The sequence below is a fragment of the Kitasatospora sp. NPDC004272 genome (genome assembly GCF_053603035.1).
Map to the genome: position 1 here is coordinate 19,497 of NZ_JBSGET010000001.1, position 17,188 is coordinate 36,684.

Annotated in this window: 18 protein-coding genes; 9 read left to right on the forward strand and 9 right to left on the reverse strand. The window is 74.9% G+C overall.

The window, feature by feature from the left end; genetic code table 11:
- Positions 1–71: 71 nt before the first annotated feature.
- Together ACWEO5_RS00085 and ACWEO5_RS00090 are read left to right on the forward strand one after the other, a co-directional pair.
- Positions 72–566 carry an ATP-binding protein gene (locus ACWEO5_RS00085; protein ID WP_452158795.1) on the forward strand — a complete coding sequence of 165 codons (495 nt, stop codon included), beginning with the start codon at positions 72–74 and terminating at the stop codon, positions 564–566.
- A gap of 76 nt (positions 567–642) precedes the next feature.
- On the forward strand, positions 643–1,620 hold the full coding sequence (locus tag ACWEO5_RS00090; protein ID WP_452158578.1) for a DUF5926 family protein: 978 nt from the start codon (positions 643–645) through the stop codon (positions 1,618–1,620).
- A gap of 229 nt (positions 1,621–1,849) precedes the next feature.
- Here the strand turns inward: ACWEO5_RS00090 and ACWEO5_RS00095 are convergent, their stop codons facing one another.
- Positions 1,850–2,509, reverse strand: a complete 660-nt coding sequence (locus ACWEO5_RS00095; RefSeq protein ID WP_452158580.1) for a bifunctional DNA primase/polymerase — start codon at positions 2,507–2,509, stop codon at positions 1,850–1,852.
- A gap of 386 nt (positions 2,510–2,895) precedes the next feature.
- On the opposite strand from ACWEO5_RS00095, the gene ACWEO5_RS00100 reads away from it, so the two are divergent.
- The 3 genes from ACWEO5_RS00100 to ACWEO5_RS00110 all read left to right on the forward strand — a co-directional run bounded on the left by ACWEO5_RS00100 (position 2,896) and on the right by ACWEO5_RS00110 (position 7,422).
- On the forward strand, positions 2,896–4,338 hold the full coding sequence (locus tag ACWEO5_RS00100; protein ID WP_452158582.1) for a PP2C family protein-serine/threonine phosphatase: 1,443 nt from the start codon (positions 2,896–2,898) through the stop codon (positions 4,336–4,338).
- A 182-nt stretch (positions 4,339–4,520) separates the two neighbouring features.
- On the forward strand, positions 4,521–6,011 hold the full coding sequence (locus ACWEO5_RS00105; protein ID WP_452158584.1) for an aminopeptidase P family protein: 1,491 nt from the start codon (positions 4,521–4,523) through the stop codon (positions 6,009–6,011).
- A 394-nt stretch (positions 6,012–6,405) separates the two neighbouring features.
- The gene (locus ACWEO5_RS00110) at positions 6,406–7,422 is read left to right on the forward strand and encodes a helix-turn-helix domain-containing protein (RefSeq protein ID WP_344549679.1); all 1,017 of its coding nucleotides are present in this window, start codon (positions 6,406–6,408) and stop codon (positions 7,420–7,422) included.
- Positions 7,423–7,474: 52 nt separating this feature from the next.
- On the opposite strand, the gene ACWEO5_RS00115 is transcribed toward ACWEO5_RS00110, so the two are convergent.
- From ACWEO5_RS00115 to ACWEO5_RS00140, 6 genes are all read right to left on the reverse strand, one after another.
- Positions 7,475–8,248, reverse strand: coding sequence for a MerR family transcriptional regulator (locus tag ACWEO5_RS00115; RefSeq protein WP_452158587.1), 774 nt, complete (start codon positions 8,246–8,248; stop codon positions 7,475–7,477).
- Positions 8,249–8,321: 73 nt separating this feature from the next.
- The gene (locus ACWEO5_RS00120) at positions 8,322–8,738 is read right to left on the reverse strand and encodes a PPOX class F420-dependent oxidoreductase (protein ID WP_344549828.1); all 417 of its coding nucleotides are present in this window, start codon (positions 8,736–8,738) and stop codon (positions 8,322–8,324) included.
- A gap of 42 nt (positions 8,739–8,780) precedes the next feature.
- Positions 8,781–9,203 (reverse strand): MarR family winged helix-turn-helix transcriptional regulator, encoded by a 423-nt coding sequence (locus ACWEO5_RS00125; RefSeq protein ID WP_380233920.1) that lies wholly within the window; start codon positions 9,201–9,203, stop codon positions 8,781–8,783.
- Between the two features lie 56 nt (positions 9,204–9,259).
- On the reverse strand, positions 9,260–10,297 hold the full coding sequence (locus ACWEO5_RS00130; RefSeq protein WP_452158589.1) for a hypothetical protein: 1,038 nt from the start codon (positions 10,295–10,297) through the stop codon (positions 9,260–9,262).
- Between the two features lie 105 nt (positions 10,298–10,402).
- Positions 10,403–10,726 carry a thioredoxin gene (gene trxA, locus ACWEO5_RS00135; RefSeq protein ID WP_344549683.1) on the reverse strand — a complete coding sequence of 108 codons (324 nt, stop codon included), beginning with the start codon at positions 10,724–10,726 and terminating at the stop codon, positions 10,403–10,405.
- 92 nt (positions 10,727–10,818) lie between these two features.
- On the reverse strand, positions 10,819–11,235 hold the full coding sequence (locus ACWEO5_RS00140; RefSeq protein ID WP_344549684.1) for a MerR family transcriptional regulator: 417 nt from the start codon (positions 11,233–11,235) through the stop codon (positions 10,819–10,821).
- Positions 11,236–11,312: 77 nt separating this feature from the next.
- Here ACWEO5_RS00140 and ACWEO5_RS00145 point away from each other — a divergent pair, with 77 nt between their 5' ends.
- The 3 genes from ACWEO5_RS00145 to ACWEO5_RS00155 all read left to right on the forward strand — a co-directional run bounded on the left by ACWEO5_RS00145 (position 11,313) and on the right by ACWEO5_RS00155 (position 13,853).
- Complete coding sequence (locus ACWEO5_RS00145; RefSeq protein WP_452158592.1) at positions 11,313–12,113, forward strand: GNAT family N-acetyltransferase; 801 nt, start codon at positions 11,313–11,315, stop codon at positions 12,111–12,113.
- A 130-nt stretch (positions 12,114–12,243) separates the two neighbouring features.
- Positions 12,244–12,597: a YciI family protein gene (locus ACWEO5_RS00150; RefSeq protein WP_344549686.1), complete on the forward strand. Its 354-nt coding sequence runs from the start codon at positions 12,244–12,246 to the stop codon at positions 12,595–12,597.
- Positions 12,594–13,853: an RNA polymerase sigma factor gene (locus ACWEO5_RS00155; protein ID WP_452158594.1), complete on the forward strand. Its 1,260-nt coding sequence runs from the start codon at positions 12,594–12,596 to the stop codon at positions 13,851–13,853. The genes ACWEO5_RS00150 and ACWEO5_RS00155 overlap by 4 nt, the downstream gene beginning before the upstream one ends.
- Positions 13,854–14,249: 396 nt before the next feature.
- Here ACWEO5_RS00155 and ACWEO5_RS00160 read toward each other — a convergent pair whose 3' ends face one another.
- On the reverse strand, positions 14,250–15,437 hold the full coding sequence (locus tag ACWEO5_RS00160; RefSeq protein ID WP_344549688.1) for an ROK family transcriptional regulator: 1,188 nt from the start codon (positions 15,435–15,437) through the stop codon (positions 14,250–14,252).
- A gap of 161 nt (positions 15,438–15,598) precedes the next feature.
- Between ACWEO5_RS00160 and ACWEO5_RS00165 the strand changes: the two genes are divergently transcribed.
- On the forward strand, positions 15,599–15,826 hold the full coding sequence (locus ACWEO5_RS00165) for a hypothetical protein (protein WP_344549690.1): 228 nt from the start codon (positions 15,599–15,601) through the stop codon (positions 15,824–15,826).
- Positions 15,827–15,873: 47 nt separating this feature from the next.
- On the opposite strand, the gene ACWEO5_RS00170 is transcribed toward ACWEO5_RS00165, so the two are convergent.
- Entirely contained in the window at positions 15,874–17,142 is a 1,269-nt protein-coding gene (locus tag ACWEO5_RS00170) for a sugar ABC transporter permease (protein ID WP_344549829.1), read from the reverse strand.
- Positions 17,143–17,188: the final 46 nt, after the last annotated feature.

Genomic DNA, 17,188 nt, shown 5'->3' on the forward strand with positions numbered 1-17,188 from the left:
CCGTTTCCGACGCATTACCTGCGGGCATCCATCCCTCGGCAGAAGCTGAAGGAGGTCCGGGGGTGGCGTTGATGGTGGCGCGAGCTGTGCCAGTTCAGGCCGGGTCGACCTCATCGGCCATGGCGGTTCCGCACGGGCCGGCCAGTGTTTCGACCGCGCGGCGCAGGCTGCGCAGCGATCTCGGCGACCGGTCGATACCGGAAGCGGTGATTGACGACGCGGTGTTGATCCTCTCCGAACTGCTCAGCAATTCCTGTCGGCACGCGAGACCGCTGGAAGCCGAGGGCGGCGCGGCCGACGCGGAGCCGGACGGCGGGACGGTGCTGGTGAGTTGGCAGATGCGCGGGGACGGCCTGCTGACCCTGGAGGTGACGGACGGCGGGGCGGTGACCCGGCCGGTTCCGGCCAGTCCGTCGGTGTCGGCGCACGGCGGCCGGGGCCTGAGCATCGTGGGCAAGCTGGCCCGGGAGTGGGGCGTGCGGCACGCACCCGGTCAGGTGACGGTGTGGGCGCAGCTCCCGGCGTTCGGGCAGGTCGCGGGCGGCCGGCGGCGGCGCAGCGCCTGAGCGGGGCCGGGGCGGGGCCGCGCGGGCGAAGTAGGCTGCCCGGTGCAACGTCCGACGTCTCCGGGAGAGCCGCACCATGGCCAAGAAGGCCGCGAAGAAGCAGCCCAGCCAGTCCACCGCCGTCGAGGGCGAGGTCCCGGTCGTCGGGGCGCGCGAGGCGTGCCCGTGCGGTTCGGGCCGCCGGTACAAGGCGTGCCACGGCCGTCAGGCGGCGCACGCGGTGCAGGAGTTGGTGCACCGCCCGTTCGAGGGCCTGCCGGGCGAGGCCGACTGGGTGGCCCTGCGCGAGCTGGTCCCGGCCGCCACGGTGCCGCTGGCGCTGGCCGACGGGGTGGCGGACGGGGCCGTCGGCGACGTCCCGTCGGTGACGCTGGCGACGGTGCTGCCGCTGGCCTGGCCGGCGCTGCGCCGTCCGGACGGGTCGATCCTGCTGGGCCTGCAGACCCAGTCCTCCTCGGGCGACCTGAGCCGTGACCTGGCGGACGCGCTGGAGCTGGCGCTGGCCACCGAGCCGGGCACCCCGGTGCCGGCCCGCCGGACCAACCCGGGCGGCCGCCGCCTGCAGGAACTGCTGGACACCTCGGCCGCGTTCGAGCCCGAGGTGCACACCGGCTTCGAGTTCTGGCTGGAGGACGCCGAGTCGGCGACCGGGGAGGTGGCGGCCTCGCTGGAGCGGGCCAACGCCTCGGCGATCCCGACCGAGAAGCTGGCCGGGGTGGACTCCGCGTACTGGTGCGGCACCCCGGACAAGAACCACCTGCGCTGGGTGATGACCGTCCCCGAGGAGCAGCTGCTGGACGCGCTGGCCCGGCTGTCGGCGGCCGGTGACAGCTCGCTGGGCGAGGGCACCAAGCTGGTGGGCTCGTTCCGGGCGCACGGCCTGACCGTCCCGGTGTGGGACCTGCCGGTGGAGATGACCGCCGCCGAGGTGGAGAAGCCGGCCGTGGAGTTCGCCGCGAAGCTGGCCGAGGTGCTGGCCGCGCCCGCGCCGCTGACCGCCGAGGAGCGCCGGGCCCGGGCCAACCTGGTCAGCCGTCAGGTCACCCTGAACTAGCCGGGAGTGACCCGCGTCACGTTTCACGCCGCCTCCCGGGAGGCCGGGAGGATTCCCAAAGCCCTTTCGGCGTGGACAAATTGGCGCGGAGCCGGATCTTTGTTACTGTTTGGAACGTCCGACCGCTGGTGCATCCCCCGTCGCCAGCGGTCGGACATTTCTCGTTCCGGGCCGCTCCGCGCAGCCTATCTGACTGAGCATCATCAAAACAGGCCGGACGGGCGCCGGGTCAGCGCTGCGGCAGCGCGACCGCGCTGGCCGTGATCAACCCGCTCAGCAGCGTCCCGACCTCCGGCAGCCACGGCCGCCCCGGCCCCGGCCGGCGCACCCAGTGCACCGGGCCCGCCCCCGTCCGGGACGGCGGCAGCACCAGGTAGCCGCCCGGCCCGTGGTAGCGCAGCACCCCCGGCACCCACGGCCGTTCGGCCAGCTGTCCGCCCAGCTCGGCCAGCGTGTACGGCGCGGTCAGCAGCACGAACCGGCCCGGCGTGCCGAGCACCGGCCCGTACGGGACGCCGATCTCGTCCAGGTGCCGCAGCAGCCACGGCCCGGCCGGGCGCGGCAGGCTCACCGCGCCCAGCGCCCGCCCGGTCGCCACCAGCACCGGGGCGCCCGGCGCGCGCCGCTCCCACCACCAGCGCACCATCCGCGGGTCGGTGGTGGCCGCCTCCAGCGGCGGGTCGTGCGGGTGCCCGCCGGGCATCGCGCAGGCCCGGTCGCCGCACGAGCACGGCCCCGGCGCCCCGCGCAGCGCCCGCGCACCCGGCACCACCGGCCAGCCGCACCCGGCGGCCTCCAGCGCGGCGGCCAGCGCCAGCACGCGGCTCCGGCGGCCCGGCCACCACCGGCCGGCGCGCTCGGACAGCAGCTCTCGGCGGGGTGGGCGCATGGCAGCTCGTTCCTTTCCGCGTTCGCATCGGGGCGCACGGCACGGTCGGTGCGATCGTCTGACCGGTTGGACGGCGTGGTCGGGGTCGCGGGCGGTGCGTGTGCGTCTCGGCTACCCGCTGCTGGAACGAGAATCCCCCATACGTCCGGATGGACGCGGCCGCCCGGCCCCCGGTTCCACCGTACGAGTGAGTGCGTTCCGCCCCGGGTGGCGGCCCGGCGGCCCGCACGTACGATCCCTGGCACGTTCGGCCGCCGCACTCCTGGACATGCCCCGATCGGCCTGTGTACAAGTGGGGGAAACATGCCGAGTAGTGAGTAAAGACATCGTTTCGGTCGGTCTCGGTGGTCTTGCGTGACAGGTTCCGGATTGTGGGGAGTTGCGACATGACCGACGTCCACCCGTTGACGTCCACGGCGCCCGCGGCCACGGCGCTGACACCCGCCCCGGCGGGCGCTCCGGTGCCGCCGGAGGGGCTGCCGGAGCCGCTGCCCGACCCGCTGCCCGAGCTGCTGTCGGTGCTGGGCGGGGCGCCCGCCGCCGACCTGCAGGACCGTTTGGCCGGATGGCTGTCCGATTTCACCAGCCTGCAGGAGCACCTGGAGCTGCTGGCCCGGGCCGACGGCCTGACCGGCACCCTGGAGGCGGTGCTGGACTCCGGCGCGGCCCTGCTCGGCGCCCGCCGCGGCCTGGTGGTGACGCTGCCGCCCGGCCCCGACCGCCAGCCGGCCCGCCCGGTCGGGCTCGGCCTGGACCGGGCGATGCTCGGCGCGCTGGAGACCGTCCCGGTCGAGCACGGCCCGTTCGCCGGGCTGCTCGGCCGCCCCGGACCGGAGGGCCGGCTGCTGATCGCCGACCTGGCCGCCGACCCGGCCGTCGGCCCGCGCTTCCGCGAGGTCGCCGGGCAGCTCGGCCTCGGCGCCTGCTACGCGCTGCCGCTGACCTCCGCCGACGGGCCGCCGCTCGGCGCCGCCGCCTGGTTCTACGACGAGCCCGGCAGCCCCGACGAGCGCCGCGAGCACCTGGTGCGCCGCTACTGCGAGTTCGCCGCCCCGCTGCTGGCCCGCCAGCTGGAGGCGGACCGGGCGGTGCGCGCCGCCGAAGCGCTGCGCCGCTCGCTGCTGCCCGACCACCTGCCCGCCCGCACCGGGCTGAAGGTCGCCGTCCGCTGCGTGCCCGCCGCGCTGGAGCGGGCCGCCGGGAGCGACTGGTACGACGCGATCGCGCTGCCCGACGACACCCTGGGCCTGACCGTGGGCAGCGTGCTCGGCGGCGGCCCGAGCGCCGGGCCCGGCGCGGGCGTGGGCGCCGCCGCCGCGATGGGCCGGGTGCGGGCCGCGCTGCGCGCCTACGCGGTGCTGGAGGGCGAGGACCCGGTCTCGGTGCTCGGTGACCTCGAACTGCTGCTGAAGACCACCGAGCCGACCCGCTCCGCCACCGCCGTCTACGCCTGCGTCGATCCGACCGAGCGCCGGATCGCGCTGGCCGGGGCGGCCAACTGCCCGCCGGTGCTGCTCACCCGCTACGGCGCCAACTTCGTGGAGACCTCGCTGTCCGCGCCGCTGGGCATGCTGAGCTGCTGGGAGGCGCCCGGGGTGGAGCTCACCGCGGAGCGCGGCGACGTGCTGGTGCTGTACACCGAGGGCCTAGCCCGCCGCTTCGCCCCGAACCTGCACGCCGGGCAGAGCGCGCTGCGCCGGGCCGCCGCCGACGCCCCGCGCGACGTCCGGCTCGACCCGGACCGGCTCTGCGCCCACCTGCTGGAGCGGGCCGGCGGCGGCGAGCCCGGCGTGGACGACCTGGTGCTGCTGGCCGTCCGCTTCGAGTAGGCCGTCCGCTCCGCGCGGGCCGGTCGAGCCGGGCCGGTCGAGCCGGGTCGGACGGGCCCGGCCGGATACCGGACGCCCTTCTTCCGCTCGAACGGGCGCTACGTACCATGGGGGCGACATCCGCCCGCACGCCCCGCGACCCGGGGACGGGCGGGCGGCAGCGCGCGCGAGGAGGCGACGTAGTGACCGAGGACCGCAGCCCGGCGGTGTCCGAGAACCCCGAGGGTTCCGCCGAGGGCGAGGAGGAGCAGCCGGTCAAGAGCCGCAAGAACGGGCTGTACGACGGCATCTCCGACGAGCTGGCCGCGTCCATGCGCACCGGCTGGGCCGACACCGAGCTGCGCGGCCTGCTGCCCGACGTCCAGGCCCCGTACGCGGCCGCGCGCAGGGCGAAGCTGTCCGCCGCGTTCCCCGGCGAGCGCCTGATCGTCCCCGCGGGCAACCTGCGCACCCGCGCCAACGACACCGAGTACGCCTTCCGGGCCGCCAGCGAGTACGTCCACCTGACCGGCAACCGGACCGAGGACGCCGTCCTGGTCGGCGAGCCGGTCGACGGCGGGCACGCGTTCGCGCTGTACCTGCTGCCGCGCTCCGACCGGGAGAACGGCGAGTTCTGGCTGAGCGGCCAGGGCGAGCTGTGGGTCGGCCGCCGCCACTCGCTGGCCGAGTCCGAGCAGCTGTACGGCCTGCCGGTGCGCGACGTGCGCAAGGCCGCCGAGGAGCTGGCCGCGGTCGACGTCCCGACCCGGATCGTCCGCGGCTACGACGCCGGCCTGGAGGCCGCCCTCGCCGAGCGGCTCGACGAGGAGAAGGACGACGAGCTGAAGGTCTTCCTGTCCGGGCTGCGCCTGGTCAAGGACGCCTGGGAGATCGGTGAGCTGCGCGCCGCCTGCGACGCCACCGTGAACGGCTTCACCGACGTGGTGCGCGAGCTGGACCGGGCCGTGGCAACCTCCGAGCGCTGGATCGAGGGCACCTTCTGGCGCCGCGCCCGGGTCGAGGGCAACGACGTCGGCTACGGCTCGATCGCCGCGGCCGGCCCGCACGCCACCACCCTGCACTGGGTCCGCAACGACGGCGACGTGCGCCCCGGCGAACTGCTGCTGCTGGACGCGGGCGTGGAGACCCACACCCTCTACACCGCCGACGTCACCCGCACCCTGCCGATCAACGGCACCTTCTCCCCGCTGCAGCGCAAGGTCTACGAAGCGGTGTACGAGGCCCAGGAGGCCGGCATCGCCGCGGTCAGGCCGGGCGCGAAGTTCCGCGACTTCCACGACGCCGCGCAGCGGGTGCTCGCCGCCCGCCTGCTGGAGTGGGGCCTGATCGACTCCGCGGTGTACGACCTGGAGAAGGTCCTGGAGCTGGGCCTGCAGCGCCGCTGGACCCTGCACGGCACCGGCCACATGCTCGGCCTCGACGTGCACGACTGCGCGCACGCCCGCCGCGAGCAGTACGTGGACGCGCCGCTGGAGCCCGGCATGGTGCTGACCGTCGAGCCCGGCCTGTACTTCCAGGCCGACGACCTGACCGTCCCCGAGGAGTACCGCGGCCTGGGCGTGCGGATCGAGGACGACATCCTGGTCACCGCCGACGGCAACGAGAACCTCTCCGCGGGCCTGCCCCGGCAGGCCGACGAGGTCGAGTCCTGGATGGCCTCGCTGACCTCCTGACCCGGGGCGCCGGGCCGGGGCCGGTCGCGCTCAGTGGCGCCGGCCCCAGCCCGAACGGGCCGAACAGATCATGACGTTCTTCTCATAACGGGCATGGATCGACGTGGGCATCGGACGCTCTCCGAACGTGGCGGGAAAAGGACACGGGGAGTGGCCGCACCGGCCCCCCGGGTGATGACTCCTCATCCTCCCGGGAGGTTGCCCCCGGATTCCAAAGGTTTTCCGCCCCGGTCCGCTCCGGTCCGTCCCCGTCCGATCAGCCTCCGCACCCGTCCGATCAGCCTCCGCACCCGTCCGTGCGCACCCGTCCCCCCGGCGACCGGTCGCGGCGCCGCGGCCGCCCGGACGACTACACTCGGCGCGAAACCGCCCGCGGCCGCCCGGGGAGCACCACATGGCCGAGCCCGTGCCCATCACCATCGGAAGGCGCCCGGCGCCGGTGCACACCGTCGCGGTGTACGCCTTCGCGGGCATGGCCCCGTTCGAACTCGGGGTGGTGGTCGAGGTGTTCGCCCTCGCCCGGCCCGAACTCGCCGGGCTGCTCGCCGCCCCCTGGTACGACGTCCGGGTGTGCGCCGAGCGCCCCGGCCACCCGCTGGAGGCGGTCGGCGGGTTCTCCCTGACGCCCCGGCACGGCCTGGAGGAACTGGCCGCCGCCGACACCGTCGTGGTGGTCGGGGTGCCCGACCCGTACGGCGACGTCCCGCCCGCCGTCACCGCCGCGCTGCGCACCGCGCACGCCCGCGGCGCCCGGGTGGTGTCGATCTGCTCCGGCGCCTTCGCGCTGGCCGCCGCCGGCCTGCTGGACGGCCTGCCCGCCACCACGCACTGGCGGTACGCGCCGGAACTGCACCGCCGCTACCCGGCCGTCCGGGTCGACCCGGACGTGCTGTACGTCGACAACGGGCAGGTGCTGACCAGCGCGGGCAGCGCCGCCGGCATCGACCTGTGCCTGCACCTGGTCCGGCAGGACCACGGCGCCAAGGTCGCCAACACGGTGGCCCGCCGCTTCGTGGTGCCGCCGCACCGGGACGGCGGGCAGGCCCAGTTCATCCAGGCCGCGGTGCGGCCGGTGGAGGAGCCGGAGGACGGGGTGGCCCGCTCGATGCGCTGGGCGCTGGACCACCTCGCCCGGCCGCTGACCGTGCCGCTGCTGGCCCGGGCGGCCGGCATGTCCGACCGCTCGTACCTGCGGCACTTCACCGCCCGCAACGGGGTCAGCCCGATGCGCTGGGTGGCGGTCCAGCGGATCGCGGCCAGCCTGCCGCTGCTGGAGTCGCCGGAGGGCAGCGTGGAGGAGATCGCCGCGGCGGTGGGCTTCGAGTCGGCGGCGACCTTCCGCCACCACTTCGGCCGCACCATGCGCACCTCCCCGACCGCCTACCGGCGCACCTTCGGCCGGGCCGCCTGACGGCGGGCGGCACGGCGCCGGGCGGCACGGCGCCGGGCGGCCCGGCGGCGGGTCAGGCCCCCCGCTCCAGCCGGTCGGCGTTGGCGTGGATCGCGTCCCGCAGCCACGGCGCCAGGCCGGGGGCGAGCTTCTCGTACGTCTCGGTGAACCGCGGGTCGGCGACGTACATGTCGCCGAGGCAGCGGTGCATCGCCGGGCCGCAGTCGTAGAAGTTCAGCCCGATGTGCTGCCGGTGCTGCTCGGCGACCGCCGTCGCCCGCTCGTCGTCGGGGGCCGCTCCGGCGGTGAACACCGCGACCAGGGCGTCGTCGATGCCGTCGGCCTCGGCCTTGATCCGCTCCCAGTCCGCCTTGGTGTAGCGGGCGGTCCGCCGCCGGGACTGCTCCCAGGCGGCGGTCTCGCCCCAGCGCTGCTCGGCCTCGCCCTCCCAGTCCTCCCGGTAGTCCTCGCCGAACACCTCGAACTTCTCCTCCGGGGTCAACTGGATCCCCAAGGTCCTCGCCTCCATCGCTCGCTCGACCGCCGCGGCGAGTTCCTCCAGCTTGCGGATCCGGTCGCCGATCAGCTCGCGCTGCCGGCGCAGGTGCTCGCTCGGGCCGACCGTCCGGTCGTCCAGGATCGCCGCGATCTCCTCCAGCGGGAAGCCGAGTTCGCGGTAGAACAGGATCTGCTGCAGCCGGTCCAGCTCGGCCTCGCCGTAGCACCGGTAGCCGGCCGCGGTGCGGCCGCTCGGCGACAGCAGGCCGATCCGGTCGTAGTGGTGCAGGGTGCGCACCGTGACCCCGGCGATCGCCGCCAGCCGTCCGACCGGGTAGCCCCCGTCCATCGCGTTCCCTCCTTCCCGCCGCTGTTGCGACCAGCCTGGGGCCTGACGCGGCGTGAGGGTCAAGCCCGGTCGCTCAGTCGGCGACGCCGCCCTGGGCGAGCACCTTGCCGATCCGCAGCCGCACCAGCAGTTCGCCCGGGACGCCGTTGCGGGCGGCGTACTCCGCGGCCCGGTCCTCGCCCATGTAGCGGGCGGCGATCCGGCCCGCCCAGTGCCGGACCTCGTCCAGCTCCTCGCTGACCGCGGCGACGCCCTCGACCAGCACGAAGGCGAACGGCGGCCGGTCGTCGTCCACGCACAGCGCGGCCCGGCCGTCGCGGCGCAGGGTGCGGCCCTTGACGGTGTCCCGGCCGGTGTTGAACACCAGGTCGTCGCCGTCGAGCAGGAACCAGACCGGGGCCAGGTGCGGGCGGCCGTCGGCGCGGGTGGTGGCGAGCTTGCCGGTGCGGGTGCCGTGGGAGAGGAAGGCGCGCCACTCGGGCTCGGTCATCGTGGGCATGGCCGCCATCCTCCCGGCTCCCGCCCGGGCCGCCTACTCGGACTCGCCGTAGCGGACCAGGTAGGCGGCGAACCGGTCCAGGTCCTCGTCCCCCCAGGAGGTGAAGCGGTCGGTGAAGGCCCGCCGCCGCTGCTCGTACGCCTCCGCCAGGAGCTGCTCGCCGGCGTCGGTCAGGTGCAGCAACTGGCCGCGCTGGTCGTCCGGATCGGCCTTGCGGCCCAGCAGCCCGAGCCGTTCCAGCGCGCCGACCTGCCGGCTGACGGTGGACTTGTCGAGCATGAAGTGCGAGGCCAGGTCGGCGGCCCGGCAGGACCCGCGCTCCTTGACCAGGTCGAGCATGCTGTACGTGACCAGCGAGAGTTCGGGGTGCAGCTGGGCTGCCTTGTGGCGGGCCCGGCGGGCGAACGCGGTGAGCTCCCGCTGGATGGTCTCCAGCGCGGCGTCGCGGTCGGGCATGGCGGTGGCTCCTTCGTCGTGCGCGGTGTTGCGGACCACGGTAGGGGTAGCCGCGGTCAGACGCCGACCGCCTCCTCCATCTCCTCCTCGGCGGGCTGCTCGGCGGCCAGCGCCCGGGCCCGCCGCCGCTCGGTGCGGGCGGCCAGGACGAGCAGCGCCGCGCCGGCCGCGAGCCAGCCGAACAGGGTGGCGACGTGGCCGCCGAGCCCGGCCCGGCCGCCGAAGTAGACGTGGTCGCGGGCGCCCTCCAGGAAGCCCGCGCCGTTCCAGAACGAGTGCAGGGCGCCGTAGAAGCCGTTCTGCAGCTCGGGCTGGAAGATGCCGCCGGAGCTGGTGAAGTTGAGCATCACGAACAGCGCCATCATGGTCAGCGTGGTCCACCGGCCGAGGAAGGTGTGCAGGGCGGTGCCGATCGCGATGATGCCCGCCGAGTACAGCCAGCTCATCGCCCAGACGCCGAACAGGCCGTGGTCGACCAGGTGGAAGACCGGCCCGGCCAGCGCCGCGCCGAACAGGCTGACCACCAGCGCCACGCCGAGGCCGAGCAGCGCCCGCGCCCGCATCGCCAGCGCCGCGCCGGCCGCGCCGAGCACCGCGACCGAGCCGTAGGAGCCGATGCTCAGCGCCACCAGCAGGAAGAACAGGCCCTGCCCGGTGGGGTCGCCGGCCGCCATCGGGGTCAGCTCCTGGACGGCGAGCGGCTTGCCCTGCTGGGCGGCGACCTGGGTGAAGACCTTCTCGGCGGCGCTCGCCGAGGTCTCCGAGTTCGCGGTGGCCACCAGCAGAGTCGGCGCGTCGGCGTCCGGCAGGTACGCGGCGGCCAGCTCGCGGTCGAGCAGCCGGGCGCGGGCGGCGTCGGCGTCGCCGGCGGTGGTGACCTCCAGCTTGTCGCCGGCCTTGTCCTGGAGGCCCTGGGCCAGCGCCTGGGCCTGCGGGCCCTGGCCGACCACGGCGACCGGCAGCCGGTGCGGGGCGGGGGCGTGGAAGGCGGAGAGGTAGGCGATCCCCATGCCGAGGCACATCAGCAGCGGTGTGACCAGGTGGACGAGGACGTGCCGCAGGGCGGGGCGGGACACCGCTGACAGCGAGGACATCACGACTCCATGGTTGGCAAGTACAACTAATATTTAGTTGCACTTTACAACGCGAGAATGGTTCGCATCCATCCCCCGCCCCGCCCTGTGGCACAGCTCACCCGGCTACAGCAGGTCGTCGATGTCCCGCAGCAACCGGCTCTTCGCCCGCGCCCCCACCATCGACCGCACCGGCTCGCCGCCCTTGAACACCATCAGGGTCGGCATCGACAGCACCCCGTACGCGATCCGGGTCTCCGGGTTCGCGTCCACGTCCAGCGCCACCACCGCCAGCCGGCCCTCCTGCTCCCGGGCCAGCTCCGCCAGCACCGGCGCCAGCTGCTTGCACGGCGGGCACCACTCGGCGGTGAACTCCACCAGCACCGGGCCCTCGGCCGCCAGCACCTCGGTCGCGAAGTCCCGGTCCGTCACCGTCCGCACACCGCTCATCGGCTCCTCCTCGCTCTCGTCGGCGATCGTCGTCGTCCGTCGTCGCCCGTCGTCACCCGGCGACGCGCGCCGACACCCGCCGACGCCCGCCGTCACTCCTCGGCGCGGACCAGCTCGCAGCGCGGCTCGCCGCCCCCGGCCCCGGCCAGCGCGTCGCGCGCCGCCTCGGCCCGGGCCAGCTGCCCCGCCACCTCCTCCCGGACCTCGCTCAACCTGGCCACCATGGCGTCCAGTTCGGCCAGCTTCGCCCGGTACACCTCCAGCGAGGCCGGGCACGAGTCACCCTCCGGATGACCCGCCCGCAGGCACTCCACGAACGGCCTGGTGTCCTCCAGCCCGAACCCGAAGTCCTGCAGCACCCGGATCTGCCGCAGCAGCCGCAGGTCCTCCTCGTCGTACGCCCGGTACCCGTTGCCGCCGCGCCGCGCGGGCAGCAGCCCCCGCGACTCGTAGTACCGCAGCGCCCTGGTGGTGGTCCCCGCCCGCTGAGCCAGCTCGCCGATCCGCATGCCCCGACGGTAGACCTTCACCCCGGCGTCAACGCCAGCCCCGGAAACCCGCTTGCACCGATCGTTACGCTCACCTGATGACCGACCCGACCACGGCCCTGCTCGCGGCCTACGACGAGCACATGCGCGGGCTCGGCACCCGCGGCGAGGGCGAGACCCACGGGAGCGACGGCCCGCTGCTGCGCAAGTACGGCGGCTTCCGCGGCTTCGTCACCTCCCCCCGCCCCGACCTCGGCCTGCGCGGCCGGGAACTCGACGAACTCATCGCCCGCCAGCGCGACTTCTTCGCCGCGCGGGGCGAGGCCGTCGAGTGGAAGACCCGCGGCCACGACCTGCCCGCCGACCTGCCCGAGCGGCTCACCGCCGCCGGGTTCGTCGGCGAGGAGCCCGAAACCGTCCTGATCGGCCTCGCCGCCGAACTCGCCGTCCCCGCCCCCGCCCCCGAGGGCGTCACCGTCCGCCGGGTCACCGACCCCGCCGACACCCGGCGGATCGCCGCGCTGCAGAGCGAGGTCTGGGGCGAGGACTGGTCCTGGCTCGCCGACGACCTCGCCTCCCGCGCGGCCGACGCCGAGAACTTCCTCGTCCTGGTCGCCGAGACCGACGCCCCGCGCCCCGAGGTGGTCTCCGCCGCCTGGCTCACCAGCACCCCCGGCACCGGCTTCGGCGGCCTCTGGGGCGGCTCCACCCTGGCCGCCTGGCGCGGCCGCGGCATCTACCGCTCGCTGGTCGCCCACCGCGCCCGCTGGGCCCTCGACCACGGCATCCGGCACCTCCAGGTCGACGCCTCCCCCGACAGCACCCCGATCCTCCGCCGCCTCGGCATGCACGCCGTGACCACCACCACCCCGTACGTCTGGACCCCGCCCGCCGACTGACCTGCGAGGACGCGCCACCGGAAGATCTCCGCGAAAAAGATCCGGCAGCATGTAGAGACCGCCTCCCCGGCTCCGACCACTGGACGCAAGCACGAACCGCACGACGAGACGAACAGAGGACGTGGTCCCCGTGAAGTACCTGCTGATGACCTACGGCAACCAGGAGAAGTGGGACTCGCTGCCGGCCGAGGGCTGGACCGAGGCGATCGCCCAGCAGGACGCCTTCAACAAGCGCTACCAGGAGAGCGGCGAACTGATCGGCGCCTACGGCCTCGGCGACGCCGCGGCCTGCCGGATGGTGGGGCGCGAGGACGGGCTGCCGGTGGTCAGCGACGGCCCCTACCTGGAGACCAAGGAGTACATGGCCAGCTTCTACCTGCTCGACGTCGACAGCGAGCAGCGCGCCCTGGAGATCGCCGCCGACATGCCCTGGGCCGACCGCGAGCCGGTCGAGCTGTGGCCGATCCTGCACGAGGCCAAGTGAGCCTCCCCGCCCCCGCCGACCAGGACCTGCTGCGCACCCTCGCGCCGCAGGTCCTGGCGGCGCTGCTGCGCCGGCACGCCGGGGCGTTCGACGCCTGCGAGGACGCGGTGCAGGAGGCGCTGCTCGCGGCCGCCGAGCAGTGGCCCCGGGACGGGCGGCCGGACAACCCGCGCGGCTGGCTGGTGACGGTGGCCTCCCGCCGGCTGGTCGACCTGGTCCGCAGCGACCGGGCCCGGCGCGAGCGCGAGGAGCGGCTGTTCCTGGCCACCCCGCAGTCCGAACTGCTCGGCCGCCCCGCCGACGCCGGCCCGGACGCCGACCGGGACGACTCGCTGGCCCTGCTCTTCCTCTGCTGCCACCCCGCGCTGACCGCGCCGAGCCGGATCGCGCTGACCCTGCGCGCGGTCGGCGGCCTGAGCACCGCGCAGATCGCGGCCGCGTTCCTCGTCCCGGAGGCGACGATGGCGCAGCGGATCAGCCGGGCCAAGCAGACCATCCGCGGCTCCGGCCTGCCGTTCGCGCTGCCCGGCCCCGAGGAGGCGGACGGGCGGCTGCGCGAGGTCCTGCAGGTGCTCTACCTGGTCTTCAACGAGGGCTACACGGCCACCGCGGGCGACGGCCTGACCGCCCCGGCGCTGTCGGACGAGGCGATCCGGCTGACCAGGCTGCTGCACCGGCTGCTCCCCCGGGACGCCGAGGTGATGGGGCTGCTCGCGCTGATGCTCCTCACCGACGCCCGCCGCCCCGCCCGCACCGGCCCCGACGGCGGACTCGTCCCGCTGGCGGAGCAGGACCGCGGCCGCTGGGACGCGGCGGCGATCGCCGAGGGCACCGCCCTGGTCGAACGCGCCCTCCCCGCCGGGCGGGTGGGGCCCTACCAGTTGCAGGCGGCGATCGCGGCCCTGCACGACGAGGCACCGGACGTGGCGGCCACCGACTGGCCGCAGATCCTCGCCCTGTACGACCTGCTGCTGCGGGTCGCCCCGGGCCCGGTGCCCGCGCTGAACCGGGTGGTGGCCCTCGCCGAAGTCCGCGGCCCGGCCGCCGCACTGAAGGAACTCGACGCCCTGGCGGGCGAGTTGGACCGCAACCACCGCTACCACGCGGTCCGCGGCGAGCTGCTGCTGCGCACCGGCGACGCCCCCGCCGCTACCGCCACCTTCCGCCGCGGCGCCGCCCTCGCCCCGTCCCTGCCTGAACGCCGCCACCTCACCGAGCGGGCCCGCCGCCCCGCCCGCACCGGCCCCGACGCATAGCCGCCCGGCGGTGGCGGGCCCGGTGCGCAGCGGTACGAGGCGCACGCCCGGCCGGCACCCCGGCGCCCCACCCGGCGGGGGCCCCGCCCTCCGGCAGTGGCGGGGCCGGTGCGCGGCAACCCCGGACCCTCCCCCCGTCCCCCCTCCACGTGCCCCGCGCAGCGAACAGATCTTGCCGCCCGGCGGCGGGCCCGGTGCGCAGCGGCGCAAGGCGCACGCCCGACCGGCACCCCAGCGCCCCGCCCGGCGGTGGCGGGCCCGGTGCGCGGCAACCCTGGACCCTCTCCCCGTCCCCCTCCACGTGCCCCGCGCAGCGGACGGATCTTGCCGCCCGGCGGCGGCGGGCCCGCCCCGGGCCCTCTCCCCCGTCCCCCTCCACCTGCCCCGCGCAGCGGGTCAGCGTCCGACGGCGATCGCCACGGCCGCGTCGATCGCACCGTAGAGCTCGGAGCGCAGGCCGAGGCGGCTGGCGCGGATGTCGACGGCCTCGGCGACGGCGGGCTGGGCGTAGCGGTCGACGGACTCGCGGATGCCGTGGACGAGCGGGGCGCCGGCCTGGCCGAGTTCGCCGCCGATGATGATGGCGGCGGGGTTGAGGCAGTTGACCAGGTCGGCGAGGACCCGGCCGATGGTGCGGCCGGCTTCGCCGATGACCCGGGCGGCGGCGGGGACGTCGGCGAGCCGGTCGAGCGGCGGGAGGTCGACGGCTTCGCCGGGGCGGGCGCCGGGGGACAGCACGTGGACCAGCCGGCGGCGGACCTCGACGATGGAGGCGACGGACTCCAGGCAGCCGCGGTTGCCGCACCGGCACCAGGTGCCGGTGTCGGGCAGCTGGATGTGGCCGATCTCGCCGGAGATGCCGCTGGCGCCGCGGTAGATGCGTCCGTCGAGCAGGAGTCCGGCGCCGATGCCGGTGGACGCCTTGACGTAGACCAGGTCGTTGACGGTGCGGCCGGTGCCGTAGGCGCGTTCGCCGCGGGCGCCCATCTCGGCGTCGTTGCCGACGGTGACCGGGCGGTCGAAGACCCGGCCGAGTTCGGCGGCGGGGTCCATGCCGATCCACTGGGAGAGGGTGGAGGGGGCGCGGACCACGTTGGTGCGGGTGTCGAGGGCGCCGGGGATGCCGGCGGCGATGGCGGTGATCTCGTCGAGGTGGTGCCCGGCGGCGTCGAGGGCCGCTCCGGCGAGGGTGCGGGCGGCGGCGAGGACCTCGCGGGGGTGGTTGTCGACGTCGAGGTGGGCGGTGGCCTCGCCGAGGACGGTGCCGGCGCTGTCGGCGACGGCGGCGGTGACGTGGGTGTGGCCGAAGTCGAAGGCGAGCACCAGGGCGTGGGCGCGGCGCAGGGTGACGGCGGCGGCGCGGCGGCCGCGCCCGGCGGCCGAGGGCGCGGGGGCCGTGGTCTCGCTGACCAGGCCCTCGTCGAGCAGGTCGGTGACGGCGCTGCTGACGGCGGAGCGGGAGAGCCCGGTGAGCCGGCTGATCTCGGCCCGGCTGAGCGTGCCGTGTTCGCCGAGGACGGCGAGCAGGGTGGCCCGGGTGCGCAGGCGGCGGGCCGAGGGGGCCGGGGTGGCGGGGGCTGTCATGCACGGAACGGTAGCGGACTCGCCGCCCATTTTCACCGTTGAACGGATTATTTATCAGTCTGCTCGTCCTCTTGACGGACGAATTGGCCTATACCTATCGTCTAGGGCAGCAGTAGCACCTCATGTGCCGGTACGCAGGACGCGCCGGGAGAGGAAGGCCGATGAACGCCATCCAGAGCCGTCATCGCTGGTGCGTCGAGATTCCGCACGCCAACGAGATCCGCTCCGGCCGCCACCTGTTCATCGTGGACGCCGACGCCGAGGAGGACGCCCGCCGCGAGGCGATCGAGCGCGCCGAGTCGGCCGAGGCCCGCCGCCACCGCCGCGACGCCGACCTCGACCTGGCCCAGGTCACCGTGGTCCACCTCGGACTGCTCCGCACGCACTGATCCCCCGCCGGCCGCCGGGCCGCCGGGGGATCCGCCGTTCCCGGGCGCTAAGCCCGCCCGGCCGACTTCTGGGTCCGCCGCGCCAGCGAGTCGATCACCACGGCGGCCAGCAGCACCGCTCCGGTGATCATGAACTGGATCGCGTTGCTCAGGCCCTGGATGTTCATCCCGGACTGGATCGAGCCGATCACCAGCGCACCCAGCAGCGCCGACCAGGTCGACCCCCGCCCGCCGAACAGGCTGGTGCCGCCGATGACGGCCGCCGCGATCGCGTTCATCAGCAGGTTGCCGCCGCCGGAGGTCTGCGAGGCCGACTGGATCTGCGCGGCCAGGAACAGGCCGCCGATCGCCGCCATGGTGGAACAGATCATGAACACCGTGATCCGCACCAGCGAGACGTTGATGCCGGCCCGCCGGGCGCCCTCGATGTTCCCGCCCAGCGCGAACACCTTCCGCCCGTACGGGGTGCGGCGCAGCACGAACTCCAGCACCACCACGAAGACCACGAACACCAGCAGCGCCAGCGGCAGCCCCTTGTACTGGTTGAGCGTGTAGGCGACCAGGAACCCGACCACCGCCAGCGCCGCGGTGCGCACCAGGACGTCGGTGAGCGTCCGGTACGGCACCCCGGCCGCCCGCCGCCGCCGGCCGTCCAGCAGCGAGGAGCCGAGGAACAGCACCACCCCGGCCGCCGCCATCCCGTACGCGGCGATCTGCTGCCCGTAGATGGTGGAGTACAGCCGGGAGACGATGTCCTTGCCGGACAGGTTGACGGTGCCGCTGGCGCCGAGGATCTGGAGCATCAGGCCGTTCCAGCCGAGGTTGCCGGCCAGCGTGACGACGAACGCCGGGACGCCGACCTTGGCGAAGAACAGGCCCTGGATCAGGCCGACCAGCGCGCCGCCGGCGATCGCGGACAGCAGCGCCACCCACTGGTTGACGCCGTGGGTGACGTTCATGACCGCGAAGATCGCCGCGCACAGGCCGCTGACCGAGCCGACCGACAGGTCGATCTCGCCGAGCAGCAGCACGAACACCACGCCCAGCGCGATCATGCCGGTGCCGACGATCTGCTGGGACAGGTTGGAGAGGTTCTGCGCGGACAGGAAGCTGCTGTTCAGCGAGCCGAACACGGCCCAGATGACGATCAGCGCGACCACCACCGGGGCCGAGCCCAGCTCGCCGCTGGTCAGCCGCCGCTTGAACTCGATCAGGTAGCCCTTGAGGCCCTCCTGCCGGACGATCAGCCGCGGGTCGACGGCCGGGGTGGCCTCCGCCGCGACCGGGACGGGCGCGTTGACCCCGCCGGTCGGCATCGAGTCCTCCGGCAGCGGCCGGTGCTCCGGCCCCGGGGTGTCCCCG

Coding starts and splice junctions, on each gene's coding strand:
- ACWEO5_RS00140 (WP_344549684.1), bottom strand. CDS start 11,235: ATGCGGATCGGCGAGCTGGCTCAGCGGGCGGGGACCACCACCAGGGCG.
- ACWEO5_RS00120 (WP_344549828.1), bottom strand. CDS start 8,738: ATGACCGAGCCCGAGTGGCGCGCCTTCCTCTCCCACGGCACCCGCACC.
- ACWEO5_RS00090 (WP_452158578.1), top strand. CDS start 643: ATGGCCAAGAAGGCCGCGAAGAAGCAGCCCAGCCAGTCCACCGCCGTC.
- ACWEO5_RS00115 (WP_452158587.1), bottom strand. CDS start 8,248: ATGGACGGGGGCTACCCGGTCGGACGGCTGGCGGCGATCGCCGGGGTC.
- ACWEO5_RS00110 (WP_344549679.1), top strand. CDS start 6,406: ATGGCCGAGCCCGTGCCCATCACCATCGGAAGGCGCCCGGCGCCGGTG.
- ACWEO5_RS00130 (WP_452158589.1), bottom strand. CDS start 10,297: ATGTCCTCGCTGTCAGCGGTGTCCCGCCCCGCCCTGCGGCACGTCCTC.
- ACWEO5_RS00125 (WP_380233920.1), bottom strand. CDS start 9,203: ATGCCCGACCGCGACGCCGCGCTGGAGACCATCCAGCGGGAGCTCACC.
- ACWEO5_RS00100 (WP_452158582.1), top strand. CDS start 2,896: ATGACCGACGTCCACCCGTTGACGTCCACGGCGCCCGCGGCCACGGCG.
- ACWEO5_RS00170 (WP_344549829.1), bottom strand. CDS start 17,142: ATGCCGACCGGCGGGGTCAACGCGCCCGTCCCGGTCGCGGCGGAGGCC.
- ACWEO5_RS00160 (WP_344549688.1), bottom strand. CDS start 15,437: ATGACAGCCCCCGCCACCCCGGCCCCCTCGGCCCGCCGCCTGCGCACC.
- ACWEO5_RS00145 (WP_452158592.1), top strand. CDS start 11,313: ATGACCGACCCGACCACGGCCCTGCTCGCGGCCTACGACGAGCACATG.
- ACWEO5_RS00095 (WP_452158580.1), bottom strand. CDS start 2,509: ATGCGCCCACCCCGCCGAGAGCTGCTGTCCGAGCGCGCCGGCCGGTGG.
- ACWEO5_RS00165 (WP_344549690.1), top strand. CDS start 15,599: ATGAACGCCATCCAGAGCCGTCATCGCTGGTGCGTCGAGATTCCGCAC.
- ACWEO5_RS00085 (WP_452158795.1), top strand. CDS start 72: ATGGTGGCGCGAGCTGTGCCAGTTCAGGCCGGGTCGACCTCATCGGCC.
- trxA (WP_344549683.1), bottom strand. CDS start 10,726: ATGAGCGGTGTGCGGACGGTGACGGACCGGGACTTCGCGACCGAGGTG.